Here is a 13956-nt window from a genome sequence, read left to right as displayed (position 1 = left end):
TTGTTAGAGAATTGTTTTTGCCGTGGCTGATCCCGGCGCGGGGGATCATATATGACGGTTATTGCCTCAATAGGGGCGATTCAGCCGTTTGCCTTGGGGTGGTTTCTACAATGGAGGGATGCAAGCCCTCCACTACACCCGCGCCCAGCAGCTTCCCGGCATCCTTGCCCAACGCATTGCCATTCTTGACGGTGCCATGGGCACCATGATTCAGCGTTTCAAGCTGGGTGAGGCCCAGTACCGGGGCGAGGGCTACACCGGGCCTGACGGTGCAGGCGACCGGTTCAAGGACTTCCCGCGCGATGTGAAGGGCAACAACGAGTTGCTGAGCCTGACGCGCCCCGATGTGATCCGTGACATCCATGAGCGCTACCTCGCTGCCGGGGCCGACCTGATCGAGACCAACACCTTTGGCGCCACCACCGTGGCGCAAGAGGACTACAAGATGGCCGAGCTGGCGCGCGAGATGAACCTGAAGTCTGCCCAGCTGGCCCGCGCTGCCTGCGACAAGTACAGCACGCCCGATAAACCCCGCTTTGTGGCGGGCGCCCTGGGCCCCACGCCCAAGACGGCCAGCATCAGCCCCGATGTGAACGACCCCGGCGCACGCAATATCGACTTTGAGCAACTGCGTGCCGCTTACTACGAGCAGACCGAGGCCTTGGTCGAAGGCGGCTCGGATGTGCTGTTGGTCGAGACCATCTTCGACACGCTCAACGCCAAAGCCGCGCTGTTTGCCATTGACGAATTTTTTGAAAAAAGCGGCGAGCGCCTGCCCATCATCATCAGCGGCACGGTCACCGACGCATCGGGCCGCATCCTGAGCGGGCAGACTGTGACGGCCTTTTGGCACAGCGTGCGCCACGCCCGCCCGCTGGCCATTGGCCTGAACTGCGCGCTGGGTGCCACGCTGATGCGCCCCTACATCCAGGAGCTCAACCGCGTGGCGGGGGACACCTTCATTAGCTGCTACCCCAACGCAGGCCTGCCCAACCCCATGAGCGACACAGGCTTTGACGAAACGCCCGAGGTGACCAGCCGCCTGGTGCATGAGTTTGCCGCCGAAGGGCTGGTCAACATCGTGGGCGGCTGCTGCGGCACCACGCCCGACCACATTGGCGCCATCGCCCGCGCGGTGGAAACGGTGCCTGCGCGCAAGATGTTCTACCCCGCCGAGGCCTGACAGGGCCGACAGGACTGGCGCCCCGTCAGGCGCCAAGCGGGCCTTGCTGTGGATGGAGCCACTGGCCTCAACCCGGTTTTGCGCCCGCCATGTTTGAGAAAAACCGGGTTTGTAAGAAAATACGGCTCCAGCGCTTGATTGGTAAGCGCTGGCAGCTATTAAAAACATAGCTGACAATCCACAGGCAAAGGGCCTTGCCACTGCCACCCTGATTGCGCGATGCCCACAGGCATGGTGTTGGGGCGGCGGCCCCTGTGCCGCGTTGGCGGCTTTTTTGCCCTGCTTGTGCCTTGCTACCGCCCTGCGGGCCCCCACTGCCTTGATCCATGCTCTCCACCGCTGAAACCCCTTTTGCCGCTGCTTTGCCCACCGATGCGAGCCATGCTGCGCCCGCTGCTGAGCCGTCGGCAGACCCTGCGGCCGAGCGCGAAGCCATCAAGCTCGAAAAGCGCCTGGTGCGCCAGGTGGCCCAGGCCATTGGCGACTTTGGCCTGATCGAAGACGGTGACAAGGTGATGGTGTGCGTCTCGGGCGGCAAGGACAGCTATGGTCTGCTCGACGTGTTGCACAAGCTGCAGCAGCGCAACGGCCACCGCTTTGAACTGGTGGCCGTCAACCTCGACCAGAAGCAGCCCGGCTTTCCGGCCCATGTGCTGCCCGACTACCTCGCGAAGGTGGGTGTGCCCTTTCATATCGAAACGCAGGACACCTACAGCGTCGTCAAAGAGCACATCCCCGAGGGCAAGACCATGTGCAGCCTGTGCAGCCGCCTGCGCCGGGGCATTTTGTACCGCGTGGCCGACGAGTTGGGCTGCACCAAAATTGCACTCGGCCACCACCGTGACGACATGCTGCAGACCTTCTTTTTGAACATGTTCTTTGGCGGCAAGCTCAAGGGCATGCCGCCCAAGGTGCAGAGCGACCGGGGCGACCACCTCATCATCCGCCCCCTGGCCTATGTGGCCGAGAGCGACCTGACCCGCTGGGCCGAGATCCAGCAGTTTCCCATCATCCCCTGCTCGTTGTGCGGCAACCAGGAGAACCTGCAGCGCAAGCAGATCGGCCAGATGCTGCGCGACTGGCAGCAGCTGTATCCCGGGCGCATCGAGAACATGGCCGTGGCCCTGCGCAACTTGGTGCCCTCGCACTTCATGGACACGCGCCAATTCGACTTCAAGGGCATGGTGCCCAATGGCATGGCCGACGCCGATGGCGACAAGGCCTTCGACGCCGAAGAGTTTCCGCAGGCCGTTGGCACCCTCGCGGGCCTATCGGTGATGCCCCGCTGACCTGACACCGACGATTTTTAGATTGGGCCACCCCATGACCACCCTCAAAGCCCCCGAACTGCTGTTGCCTGCTGGCTCGCTCGACAAGATGCGCGCCGCCTACGACTTTGGCGCCGACGCCGTGTACGCAGGCCAGCCGCGCTACAGCCTGCGCGCGCGCAACAACGAGTTCCGTCTGGAGCAGATCAAGCAAGGCATTGACGAGGCGCACGCACGCGGCAAGAAGTTCTTTGTGACCAGCAACCTGATTGCGCACAACGACAAGATCCGCACCTACCTGCGCGACATCGAACCCGTCATCGACTGCCAGCCCGACGCCCTCATCATGGCCGACGCGGGCCTGATCATGATGGTCAAGGAGAAGTGGCCCGAGCAGGTGATTCACCTCTCGGTGCAGGCCAACACCACCAACTGGGCGGCCGTGAAGTTCTGGCAGAAGATGGGCGTGGAGCGCGTCATCCTCTCGCGCGAACTGAGCCTGGACGAGATCGAGAAAATCCGCCAGGAATGCCCCGACATGGAGCTGGAAGTGTTCGTGCACGGCGCGCTGTGCATCGCGTACTCGGGCCGGTGTTTGCTCAGCGGCTACTTCAACCACCGCGACCCCAACCAGGGCACCTGCACCAACGCCTGCCGCTGGAACTACGCCACCCACGACGCCGACATCGACGCCACCACCGGCGAAGCCATTGCGCAGAAGATGGAGGGCGACTTCAACTTCGAGGCCGCGCAGCAGAAGGCCGAACAGGCCTTTGCATCGACCACCGGCAACGGCGGGCGCCACCCCAAGGCCGACAAGGTCTATCTCATCGAGGAAGCCGGCCGCCCCGGGCAGATGATGCCCATCATGGAGGACGAGCACGGCACGTACATCATGAACAGCAAGGATCTGCGCGCGGTGGAGCACGTGGCGCGCCTGGCGCAGATCGGTGTCGATTCACTCAAGATCGAAGGCCGCACCAAGAGCCTGTACTACGTGGCCCGCACCGCCCAGGTGTACCGCCGCGCGATCGACGACGCCGTGGCGGGCCGCCCTTTCAACCCTGAGTTGCTGATTGAGCTCGAAGGCCTGTCCAACCGGGGCTACACCGGCGGCCTGCTGGAGCGCCGCCCCAGCAACGACTACCAAAACTACATCAGCGGCCACTCGCTCACGCAGCGCAGCCAGTATGTGGGCGAGGTGCTGGGCACCGAGGGCATTGCCGAAGCGGGCCTGTCGGGAGACTGGGTGCTTGTGGAAACCAAGAACCACTTCGCCGTGGGCGACCTGATCGAAGTGGTGCACCCCAGCGGAAACATCACCGTGCGGCTGCAGGAGATGCGCAACCTGGAAGGCCAGCCGGTGCAAGTGGCCCAGGGCAGCCCCGTGCGCGTGTGGATTCCGCTGCCTGCGCTCTACAGCGGCGCCTTGCTGGCCCGTGTGATCGAGTCGCAACCCACAGCGGCACCCGCTGCACCGGCCGAAGCGGCACTCGCCGCGCATTGATCCCGGCAAGGCGGCGATGCCGCCTGGGGCCGCCGTGTGATGCCCGCACGCAACGGTGTGCCCCATGTGCGAGGTATTCAATGGGCCAATGCGGAACTAGTTCACTGCACTGGCGTTTCTGACGGGCGCAGGCCCCTGCGAGCCCGCAGGGGCTGGCAACAATCGCGGCTCTGAGACCTTCCCACAGAAAGCGATCCATGCCCGCCATCAAACACGCCGATGCCCTGGTGTACTCCAGCCACCAGGTCGTTCTCTCCGACATCTCCTACACCGCGTTCACCTACCCCGGTGACCAGGAGGCCCTGGCCGCGCTCAAGGCCATCCCCGGCGCCGGTCCGTTGCTGGCCTGGCTGGACGCCAATTTCTCCGAGCAGATCACCCACCTCAACAACAACGAGCAGATGGTGCGGGTCAATGCAAATAACTATGGCTCGTTGTTTGCACTGGTCGAGCGCTGCTGCGCCATCCTCTCGTGCAAGGTGCCTGATGTGTACATCACCACCAACCCGGAGATGAACGCCTACACCTCGGGCCAGCGGCGCACCTGCATCGTGCTGCACAGCGCCTTGGTCGAGGCCCTCACGCCCGACGAGCTGTGCTTTGTCATCGGCCACGAAATCGGCCACATCAAGGCCGCGCATGGCCTGTACCGCCAGCTGGGCGACATGCTGATCCGCTACTGGGACATCCTGTCGTCCGTCGTGCCCATCCCCGGTGTGGGCCTGCTGCGCATACCGCTGCTGCTGGCCTACTGGGAGTGGTACCGCCGCGCCGAATTCACCTGCGACCGTGCGGGCCTGCTGTGCGTGCAAGATGCCGCCCCTGGCCTGAGCGCGCTGGCCCAGCTTTCGGGCAAGGTGGCGGGGTACGAGGACGAGCGCAACATCGAAGAAACCATTGCACAGACCGAGGCCCACAAAGAGGTCAACAAACTGGTGCTGCTGGTGTCGATCCTCGAAAACTCCAGCACCACCCACCCCTTCATTCCGCTGCGCCTGAAGGCCCTCAAAGAGTACGCGCACAGCGATGCCTACCGCCAGATCCTGGCAGGCCAGTACGACCGTGAAGCCAAGGCATTGCCAGCCGCGGCAGCGGCTGCAGCACTGCCCGATGGCGGCCACGATGCCGCAGCGGGCGCGGCCGACGCGTCGGGTGCCAAGCCCCTGTTGGCCGCAGGCGCTGACACCGTGGACAAGTGGAAGGCCTCGGCCACGGGGTTCTTCAAGCGGTAAGGCGGTGCACTGAGTGGGTGGCCGAGGCGGGAGCGCAACGCGCCATTGCGAGGTGTTCACACCTTGCACTACGATGCCACGGCGCCCTTCACCACGCGCCTGCGGGCCTGTGGGGCGCGTTCCCTTTGCGACCCACCCGCGAACCGACCATGCTGCACCCCGAACGCTTTCGTTTGTCTGTTGTTGCCCTCTGGGCGTCCTTGTGTTGCCTGTCGCCCGCCAGCGCCCAGCAGACGGCGCCAGGCGTGGCGCCTGCCAAACCGCGCTACGTGCAGGGCTCATGGGTCAACCTGCGCGAGTCGGCCCAGCCGCAGTCTCGCATCGTGGCCCAGGTGCCCGCCAACACGGTGCTGCAGCAGCTCACCGAACGCGATGGCTGGTGCGCCGTGCTCTACGCAGGCGATGCGCGCCTGGGCCCGCCGTTGCCCGAGCCCTTGCAGGCCCACGTGGCCTGCAACCTGTTGGCGGACAAGCCCCTTACGCTGGCCCAGGCCGGTAAAGACGCCGCCCGCGCCTTCTGGGTCGCGCCATCGCCTAACCGCTTGCGCGCCTACGGCAATGCCCTGCCGCGCCCGCCTGCGCTGCAGTGGCCTGCGCTGGTCAAAAGCCACACGCCCGAAATGCCGGTGCAATACCCCGTGCGCCCCGAGTTTGAGGCCGCCAAGAAACTGCTGCGCGCTGGCGTGCAACTGCGGCCCGAGCAGGAAATCGACCGGGGCCGCCCTGTCAACCCGCTGGACGATGTGAAACTGGCCACCCGCGCCGTGGACAACATCCCCGCCATGGCCCCCCTGGCCACCAAGCCCACCTTGCCCGCTATTGCGCCGTCGCACTTTCGCAGCCACACCAGCGTGGCCCTGCTGCACGAAACCGATGCCGACGGCCTGGCCGCGGTGGCGGGCACGCGCATCAGCGTCATCCCCAAAGGTGGGCCTTATGGCACCTTCACCCGCCACCAGGGGCCGGAGATTGACTACATCATTGGCTTTTGGGATGTGGGCTTGGCCGATCAGGCCTTTGCCCCCGCGCTCACCTTCTATTCCGTCACCCACCAGGGCCTGGTGGGCGCACGCAGCTTGAGCCAACGGTATTGGAATATCAGCAACGAAGCCCACTACTGCGGCGGCCACTACCCAGACAAAGGCTTGGACGACCCACGCGACGATGAAACGGCCCCCGTGCGCGGCTACGCCAAGCTGTCAGACACGGCTGAAGTGCTGGTGCGGTTGGTGGTACCCGGCAAGCTGCCGTCCGACGCCGTGAAGGTCAAGACCCAGCGTTACCCCACCAGCTGGATGATCCCCGCAGAGCCCCCGAGCGGCCCAAGCCGCAGCACAAGGCGTCGGCCGTGCTGGTGCATGAAATCGACCTGGACCGCGACGGCGTGCTCGACATCTTGCGCATTGACACGCCATCGCCGGGCAGCATGAGCTATGAGCCGATTTTTGACTGGCGCTGGGACCTCAATATCAACGGGCAGTGGTTTCGGGCGGGGTATTGGGTGGACCAGGAGTGCACGTGAGGCGACTCTGGATGGGCCGCCAAATGGCCCACTGAACGTACCGCTCAGGCCACTTCGCCTGTCACCACCGAGAGCAGCGTTTCACCGGTGGCGACCAGCTTTTCGGCGCCTCCTGCCTGGGCATACAACTCACAGGCGGTGAAGACCTGTGTTTTGCCCGGCTTGACGACACGGGCTCGGGCAATGAATCGTTCGCCAACTGCTGGGCGCAGGCAGTTGACCGAATAGTGCGATGCCAACACCCGCCCGACCACCGTGGCGGCAGCGAAGCCGCAAGCCGTATCGATGAGAGCGCCGACCAGGCCTGCGTGCAAGAAGCCCGCGTACTGGCCGGCCTCCGGTCGCCAAGGCATGGCGATTTCGACCTTGCCAGGTTCCGCGCTGATGACCTCCATGTTGCACCATCGATTGAAGGCGGCAGTCTGGTTGATTGCGCGAATTTGCGCGAGGGGGTCGTGAAGTGAATGCATCGCGTTGCCTCCAGGCAGGTGGACAACGGCAATGTAGGTTTGGGCGCGTGTGGCGGCTGTCAACGCGGCGACAGGCGATCTTGTTCAATAGCCCTGCATCAACCACCGCGAGGCCACAGTCAACATGGGGGTTATTGCTTCCTTGGCCCAAAGAAATCGGTCGGGTTCTCAATTCGACACGCCATCGTCGTAGCTATTGCAATCAAATCCATTCAGCCTTGCCAGTCTGGGTGCCTCAAAGCGCTTTTCCTTGTTGACTTTGACGCGTCCTTTCACCCGCTCGTAGAGCGTGAGCTTGCCTGCCAGATAGTTGACGCTGGTGCGCCCGTACTCCTTGCCTTGCACCTCCCAAAGGTTTTCCTTGCCGATCAGCTCAAAGTCGCCACGCTGTGGGCTGAAACGGAATTGAAGCGCCGTGGTAGCCGACACATCGCCTTCGGCTTTGTCCACAGCGGTGACAAAAAGCGATGAGTCCTTGGCCTCCAGGTTGAAGAACTTCTGTGCCCTGCAATAGCTGGCAGAGGCAGACAGGAGCGTGTACTGGCCGCCCGGCGTGCCCGCTAGCACCACGAGGCGGATTTCCATCGGCGCATCCGAGGGTCCATTGACTTCGTTGAGGATCAGGGCCAGGTCCTGGACGCCATCGCCGTTCCAGTCGCCTGTCGTGGAGGTCCATTCCACGAAAGTCTGCTGCGGAAACAGGGCAGCGACTGCTGCTTTGGCACTGGCAAATTCAGGCGGCTGGGCGTATGCCACGGCCGCCATGGTCAGGCAGGCGATGGTGGTGGAAATGCGTTGGATGCAGCGCATGCGGTGCCTCATGAATGCAAGTGTTTAGTGCTGTGTCCGTGTGGGATCACCCCTGGGTGCCCGGCTGCCGCAGCAGCGCCGCCAGCACCAGCGCCTAGGCCAGCACTTCCAACGCCTCTTCGAGGGTGGCCAGCAGCGGCGGCAGCTCGGGCAGCCAGTGCCAGTGCGTTTGTACTTCAGGCCACTGGTCCACGCCAATCGCTAGCCAGCCCACGGCCAGGCCCGCCCACAGCAGGGCGCGCGTGCTGCGGTGGCCCAAGGCGCGGTGCAGCCAGGCCAAGGTGAGCAGGCCGATGGCGGCCACGGCCAGCATGGGGGCATCGCGCACGGTGCTGTACTGGCAGGCGGCGGTCCATTCGTGGCAGCGGAACTTCCACAGCTCGTGCAGCATGAACTGCTCGTCCAGCGCCAGCGCCAAAAACGCCACCGCCAGCCACGCGCCCAGCAGGCGGGGCAGGGCGCGTTCGCCCACCAGCCGCAGGGCGGTGATGCTGAGCGTGAGCAGCAGCGCGCTCGACAGCCAGGCCACGGGCGATGCGTCCGAGCGGAAGGCGCGCTCCCACGCGGGGGCGTAGACCCAGGCGCTGAGCAGCAGGTAGCCCAGCACGGCGGCGAGCAGCGCGGGCGCCACGCCACGGTGGGGGTTGGGGCGATGGCGGGGCAGCGGTGTGGGTGGCGCAGCGTGGGGCATGGGCCGATTGTCTGCCAAACCCGTAATATTGCGAATACAAAGTGCCTCTAGCGCTTGATGTGAAAGCGCTAGCAGCTATTGTTTTGATAGTGATTGGGCCGCGGCTTTTCATGCGGGTTGAATGGGAACAGAATCTGGCATCTCCGCTGCACTGGGCCAGGCTTGGCCTTGCGCCCCACCGTTCAGCTACACCGCCTTGCCGCCATGTCCATCCAAATGGATCCCCCCGCAGCCCTGTGCCCGCCGCAGCCCAGGTGTTGGCCGAAGCTGCTTTACAGCGGCAAAACATGCTGCTGGGTGCAGACAAAGGGGGCACCGGTGTGGTGGCGCCCACCCCTGGGGCTCCGCCGTCCCCCACGCCAATCCCTGTCACGCCTTTGGCCCCGCCGCCGTTGCCCGAGGGGGCCCGTGACCCGGCGCAGGCCGACCGGGTGAGCCTGTCGCCCCGCGCCAGCCAGGCGCTGCAGGCGCAAGGCCAGGGTGGGGTTGCGCAGGGCAACGCAGCACCGGCCGCGCCCCGGGCCGCGCCTTTGCCCCCTGCGGCTGCAGCCACCTTGGCGGCCGCGGCTGCTGGCGGCGCTGAAGCGGTGGAGGGTGCTGCATGGCCTGCGCAGGGCGTGTCGCCCGCTATGCGGGGGCTGCTGCAGGCGCTGGTGCAGCAGCTTGCCCCTGCTGCGCCACCGCGCGTGGTGGTGGCGCAGCCCTGGGGCCTGCGGCGGGCGGTGGCGTGGCCGCCGATGCCGATGTGCCCCCGCTGCAAACCTGGCTGGTGGGCCAGGGCCGTGTGCTTACCGAGCAGGGCGAGCGCGCCTTCTCCGCCACGCTGCGTGTGCCAGCGGCGTGGTTGCAGGCGCAACCCGCCGCGCCTGCCGCAGCGCCACCGGGCTCTGCCAGCGCGCTGCAGGCCGCCTTTGCCGGGCGGCCCCAGGCGTTGGCGGGCGGCTTGTTTGCGTTGGTCTTGCAGCCGACGGTGCTGGCGGGCGATGCGCACGGTGGTGCTCCCGTGGGGGGCTCACCAGTGCCTTGTTGGCTCTGGAGCTGGCCCCGTGGGCGGGTGCCGCCGCCAGCCTGGTGTACGGGCGCGAGCAACTGCAGGTGCGCAACGACCCGTGGTTGCAGATGCTGGCGCTGCAAGCCAGCGGCTACGGGCGCGATGAGGAAGAGGCGGAACAGCGCCGCCGTGCACGGGGCCATTGCGACACCCCCGGCTGCCCCTACGCCGGCCGCGCGCCTTGCGAGCAGCCGTTTTGCCATGCCATGCGGGTGGAGCCGGTGCCTCCGATAGATCGGGCTTGACGCTGCGCACGGGCTTGGCGTGAACTTACGCAAACCGTTCACGCTGAGCCTGTTGAAGCGTCGCGCAGGGCTTCGACAAGCTCAGCCCGAACGGATTTCTCGTGTGCAAAGATGCCGACTCAATGGCCCGTCAAGAAAGAAAAGAGGCGGGCATAAAAAAAGCCGCCCTGTGGTGAGGGCGGCTTTGCCGGGCGCTTGTGGCGCACCTGGATTCGGGGCGCTGGCGGTGGGCCAGCGCTGCGAAAAAATTCAGACCACGGCAGGCATCATGGATACAGGCCGCGCATTTCGCGGGCGTGCAGGATGCGCTGGCAGGCCACGATGAAGGTGGCGGTGCGCAGGCTCACCTTGTGCTCTTGCGCCACTTGCCAGATGCCCGCAAAGGCCTCTTGCATGATGCGCACCAGGCGGGCGTTGATCTCGTCCTCGCTCCAGAAGAAGCTGGAGAAGTCCTGCACCCATTCAAAGTAGCTCACCGTCACGCCGCCCGCGTTGGCGATCACGTCGGGCAGCACCAGCACGCCCTTGTCGTGCAGTATGTCGTCGGCCTCGGTGGTCGTGGGGCCGTTGGCGCCTTCGATCACGAGCTTGGCCTTGATCTGGCCTGCGTTGTCCTTGGTGATCTGGCCTTCCAGCGCGGCAGGGATCAGGATCTCGCAATCCACGCCCCAGAACTCCTCGGCCTTCATCACATCGGCGCCAGCAAAACCGCCCACGCCGCCACGGGTCTTCACATGCGCCAGCAGCGCGGGCACATCAAGGCCCTTGCTGTTGAAAATGGTGCCGGTGTGGTCTTGCACGGCCACCACCTTGGCGCCTGCTTCGGCAAACAGCTTGGCGGCAATGCCGCCCACGTTGCCAAAGCCCTGCACGGCCACGCGGGCGCCGTCCAGCGCCAGGCCGGTCAGCTTGGCGGCTTCCACGCCCACGGTGTACACGCCGCGGCCGGTGGCCTCGACACGGCCCAGTGAGCCGCCCAGGTCCACGGGCTTGCCGGTGACCACGCCGGTGGAGGTGGCGCCGGTGTTCATCGAATACGTGTCCATCATCCAGGCCATGATCTGGCCGTTGGTGTTCACATCAGGCGCAGGGATGTCTTTGGAGGGGCCGATGAGCAGGCCGATCTCGCTGGTGTAGCGGCGCGTCAGGCGCTCCAGTTCACCCATCGACAGCTTCTTGGGGTCCACGCGGATGCCGCCCTTGGCACCGCCGTAGGGCACGTTCACCGCGGCGTTCTTCACCGACATCCAGGCCGACAAGGCCATCACTTCCGACAGCGTCACATCCTGGTGGAAGCGCACGCCGCCCTTGCCGGGGCCACGGCTCAGGTTGTGCTGCACACGGTAGCCTTCGTAGTGAGCGATGGTGCCGTTGTCCAGCTCAATCGGCACGTCCACGATCAGAATGCGCTTGGGGCGCTTGAGGGTCTCTACCCAGCGCGCCAGGTTGCCGAGGTAGGGGGTGACGCGGTCGACCTGCTGCAGGTAATTGCCCCACGGGCCGAGATGGTCGGCTTGCAGGTAAGAGGGCAGGGGGTGTGCGGGTGCGGCGGGTGCGCCAGAGGGGTTTGACATGTAATTTCCTTGTGGGACCAGTTCAAGGCGCGAAGCTTATGCCTGCCGATTACCTCTGTCCAAGGCCAGAGTGTTACGGGGTTATGCGTTTGCTGCATAACTTGCCAAGTTGTCCTGTTAGCGCACAGGACCGCTGCACATCGGCCCTGGCTTGTTACCCTTGGTGGCATTTCTACCGACGGTGCCCCATGTCCGCAAACACGTTCACCTTGACCTGCGTTGGCGCCGACGCAGGCGCGCTTTCCAACCTGCACGCCCATCTCCAGGCTGCCATTGGCGTTGCCAGCGGTGCCTGGGCCGAGCCATTGAACGGCCTGTTTGCTGACTGGGACCAGCCCTCGGTGCTCAGCGCATCCTTGCGGGGCACCACCTTGCGCTGCAGCATCGACACCTCGGCGCACGATGCGCTGGAGAAGGCGCAGATCATGGCGCTGCATGCAGCGGGTGCCGAGTATCTGCGCGTGCAGGTGTTCAACAGCCAAGTGGGCGAGTCGCAGACCCTGCACTACCACGGCGGCAAGCGGATCACTGCCAAGGCGTTCCCTAAGCCGACCTTGTCCGAGGCCGACCGGTTGTACGAACTGGTGCTCGAGTCCAAGGATGGCGCGCTGGTCAAGGAGATCAAGGCCGGGGCCTCCCCAGATGCCATGGTCAACGGCGTGCCTTTGTTTATGCAGGCCCTGCGCGGGGGCATGGAGAAGTCCTTGCGCGCCATGTTCGACGCCCGAGTGGACCTGGCTCCCTGCTTGCCCTGGGCGGCCGAGGCGGCACAGCAGATCGGCCAGCTGGGCGGCAGCCGCAGTGAAGCCATGCTGGCAGCGCTGCTGGCACTGCCAGGCGCGGACCTCGTGGCGCTATCGCGCTCTGTGTGGGTGATGCGGGCTGTGTGTGCACACCCCCGACTGCTCCAGTGGCTGCTGGTGCAAGAAGGTGTGGACGTGAATGCCCGGCTGTACGAAGAGGACTCAGCGCAGGAGATCGGCAGCCTGCTGTTCCACAGCGTGGAGCTCTTTGAGGACCAGCCCAAGGTCTTGGCGGTGCTCCGGGCGCGGGGTGCCCGCTCGGTGCCACCCGTGCAGATGAGCGACGTGGTCCGGCTGGACCGCATGCGTTACAGGTACCGCGATGCGGAGACACCGGCGCAACTGGTCGCGGCGGGTGTGGGCCTCGATACCTCTGTCTGGCGCGAAGACTATCCCGCAGTGCGTATGCTCCTGCGCAACTACCAGGGGGCGTTGCAGGACCTGCGGCTGGTGGAGGACTTGCTCGACGCGGGTGCCAGCATCGCTGGCTGGTTGACGCCAGAAGTGGCCCAGGAGGAGGTTCTGGCAGCGCTGCTGGAGTGGTACTGGTACGAGCATATTGCCGCCCAGGAGGGGCGCCCCGCCACCCTGGACGGGCAGCGTGCGGACGCGATCATCGGCATCTTTCGCCGCCTGCTGCAGCTCGGGCTCAACGCAGATGCCCCCGTGGTCTTCAGCGCCCGCAACCTGGCCGCCAAGGACGAAGCCTATGCAACGCCCCGCGTGCGCTACGAGGGCAACCTGCTCGGCGCCGTGGCTGGCTTGCTGTGCGCACGGGGCAGCGAACTGCGCGGCCTGTGCCTGCCCCTGCTAGAGCTGCTGCTGGCGCATGGCGCTGACCCGCGTGCGCCCTGCCGGCGTGTCGCCGACCACCTGGACTTGGGTGGCACCAGTATCTGGGTGCGCGGGGCCTGGCCGGAGATCAACCTGCCCTGGCCCGAAGGTGCCTCGGCATTGGACTACCTGGTGCTGCGCCAGGCCCAAGGGCCGGACGCTGTCGATGCGGTCGTGATCACGGCGCTGCAGGCTCGGGGGTAGCGCGGGCGACGGTCCAAGCCACCTTGACCCTGCCAACCGGCTCTACCCTGACGGGCAGCGCAGCACTAGGTTCTGCATCACTGAGCAGAGCGGGGTGGCAACCACCAGGTTGCGAGGGAGAGGGCGAGACCAGCTCCGTCTGCTACCACCAGGATGCGTCTGAAGCGCGCCAGGGCCTCTGCCCAGGGCATCAGGTGGCCCACGCAGGGGTGACACGGTGCAGCTGCTGCAGGCAGATGCACCAGGGGAATTGAGTAGGCGGGGGAGAGTGTCCGGGTGCGATGGTGCCCCAGGCCATTCTGTATCTGGACAGTGCATTTGATGCAGACAGTGGCGGGCGTGTGCTGGAGTCGGCCTGGGCAGCGCACGAAACCCCGATTTCTGTGCAATTTTTGTGCCCTGCACGCGTTGCAAGGCGCGTGGCTTGCGCTTGTTACCGGTGATTAACATTTGGCCGATAGACTCGGGCGCCAAAGCACCTGCAACCCCGCGAAGAACACGGCCTGAGAGGGGTGGGTGTTTTTCATGCCCCGCAGCCCGGCGCGGCGGCAGACCGGGCCAG

The 13956-nt window shown here is 65.4% G+C and carries 11 protein-coding genes; 7 read left to right on the top strand and 4 right to left on the bottom strand.

The genetic code is table 11. From position 1 onward, the window contains the following. Positions 1 to 118 precede the first annotated feature (118 nt). From EAG14_RS21110 to EAG14_RS21090, 5 genes are all read left to right on the top strand, one after another. Positions 119 to 1183 carry a homocysteine S-methyltransferase family protein gene (locus EAG14_RS21110; RefSeq protein ID WP_121730044.1) on the top strand — a complete coding sequence of 355 codons (1065 nt, stop codon included), beginning with the start codon at positions 119 to 121 and terminating at the stop codon, positions 1181 to 1183. 326 nt (positions 1184 to 1509) lie between these two features. Beyond that, positions 1510 to 2472 (top strand): tRNA 2-thiocytidine(32) synthetase TtcA, encoded by a 963-nt coding sequence (ttcA, locus tag EAG14_RS21105; protein ID WP_121730043.1) that lies wholly within the window; start codon positions 1510 to 1512, stop codon positions 2470 to 2472. Between the two features lie 34 nt (positions 2473 to 2506). Further along, entirely contained in the window at positions 2507 to 3958 is a 1452-nt protein-coding gene (gene yegQ / locus EAG14_RS21100) for a tRNA 5-hydroxyuridine modification protein YegQ (protein WP_121730042.1), read from the top strand. A 197-nt stretch (positions 3959 to 4155) separates the two neighbouring features. After that, the gene (locus tag EAG14_RS21095; RefSeq protein WP_121730041.1) at positions 4156 to 5190 is read left to right on the top strand and encodes a M48 family metallopeptidase; all 1035 of its coding nucleotides are present in this window, start codon (positions 4156 to 4158) and stop codon (positions 5188 to 5190) included. A 149-nt stretch (positions 5191 to 5339) separates the two neighbouring features. Continuing rightward, positions 5340 to 6620, top strand: coding sequence for an SH3 domain-containing protein (locus EAG14_RS21090; RefSeq protein ID WP_240456869.1), 1281 nt, complete (start codon positions 5340 to 5342; stop codon positions 6618 to 6620). 136 nt (positions 6621 to 6756) lie between these two features. Here the strand turns inward: EAG14_RS21090 and EAG14_RS21085 are convergent, their stop codons facing one another. The 3 genes from EAG14_RS21085 to EAG14_RS21075 all read right to left on the bottom strand — a co-directional run bounded on the left by EAG14_RS21085 (position 6757) and on the right by EAG14_RS21075 (position 8683). Further along, the gene (locus EAG14_RS21085; protein ID WP_121730591.1) at positions 6757 to 7182 is read right to left on the bottom strand and encodes a PaaI family thioesterase; all 426 of its coding nucleotides are present in this window, start codon (positions 7180 to 7182) and stop codon (positions 6757 to 6759) included. A 168-nt stretch (positions 7183 to 7350) separates the two neighbouring features. Next, a complete protein-coding gene (locus EAG14_RS21080) occupies positions 7351 to 7992 on the bottom strand; it encodes a hypothetical protein (RefSeq protein ID WP_121730040.1) in 642 nt (213 codons plus the stop codon). 94 nt (positions 7993 to 8086) lie between these two features. Next, positions 8087 to 8683, bottom strand: coding sequence for a hypothetical protein (locus EAG14_RS21075; RefSeq protein WP_121730039.1), 597 nt, complete (start codon positions 8681 to 8683; stop codon positions 8087 to 8089). Between the two features lie 1023 nt (positions 8684 to 9706). Here EAG14_RS21075 and EAG14_RS23500 point away from each other — a divergent pair. Further along, entirely contained in the window at positions 9707 to 9979 is a 273-nt protein-coding gene (locus EAG14_RS23500; RefSeq protein WP_240456868.1) for a hypothetical protein, read from the top strand. 266 nt (positions 9980 to 10245) lie between these two features. On the opposite strand, the gene EAG14_RS21065 is transcribed toward EAG14_RS23500, so the two are convergent. Beyond that, positions 10246 to 11553: a Glu/Leu/Phe/Val dehydrogenase gene (locus EAG14_RS21065; protein WP_121730038.1), complete on the bottom strand. Its 1308-nt coding sequence runs from the start codon at positions 11551 to 11553 to the stop codon at positions 10246 to 10248. 188 nt (positions 11554 to 11741) lie between these two features. Here EAG14_RS21065 and EAG14_RS21060 point away from each other — a divergent pair, with 188 nt between their 5' ends. Continuing rightward, positions 11742 to 13394 carry a hypothetical protein gene (locus EAG14_RS21060; protein WP_121730037.1) on the top strand — a complete coding sequence of 551 codons (1653 nt, stop codon included), beginning with the start codon at positions 11742 to 11744 and terminating at the stop codon, positions 13392 to 13394. The last annotated feature ends 562 nt before the right edge of the window (positions 13395 to 13956 follow it).

Source organism: Acidovorax sp. 1608163 (genome assembly GCF_003669015.1).
In the GTDB taxonomy this organism is placed as follows: Bacteria; Pseudomonadota; Gammaproteobacteria; order Burkholderiales; family Burkholderiaceae_C; genus Acidovorax.
This window is presented reverse-complemented; position numbering and strand designations above follow the sequence as displayed.

Coding starts and splice junctions, on each gene's coding strand:
- EAG14_RS21110 (WP_121730044.1), top strand. CDS start 119: ATGCAAGCCCTCCACTACACCCGCGCCCAGCAGCTTCCCGGCATCCTT.
- ttcA (WP_121730043.1), top strand. CDS start 1,510: ATGCTCTCCACCGCTGAAACCCCTTTTGCCGCTGCTTTGCCCACCGAT.
- yegQ (WP_121730042.1), top strand. CDS start 2,507: ATGACCACCCTCAAAGCCCCCGAACTGCTGTTGCCTGCTGGCTCGCTC.
- EAG14_RS21095 (WP_121730041.1), top strand. CDS start 4,156: ATGCCCGCCATCAAACACGCCGATGCCCTGGTGTACTCCAGCCACCAG.
- EAG14_RS21090 (WP_240456869.1), top strand. CDS start 5,340: ATGCTGCACCCCGAACGCTTTCGTTTGTCTGTTGTTGCCCTCTGGGCG.
- EAG14_RS21085 (WP_121730591.1), bottom strand. CDS start 7,182: ATGCATTCACTTCACGACCCCCTCGCGCAAATTCGCGCAATCAACCAG.
- EAG14_RS21080 (WP_121730040.1), bottom strand. CDS start 7,992: ATGCGCTGCATCCAACGCATTTCCACCACCATCGCCTGCCTGACCATG.
- EAG14_RS21075 (WP_121730039.1), bottom strand. CDS start 8,683: ATGCCCCACGCTGCGCCACCCACACCGCTGCCCCGCCATCGCCCCAAC.
- EAG14_RS21065 (WP_121730038.1), bottom strand. CDS start 11,553: ATGTCAAACCCCTCTGGCGCACCCGCCGCACCCGCACACCCCCTGCCC.
- EAG14_RS21060 (WP_121730037.1), top strand. CDS start 11,742: ATGTCCGCAAACACGTTCACCTTGACCTGCGTTGGCGCCGACGCAGGC.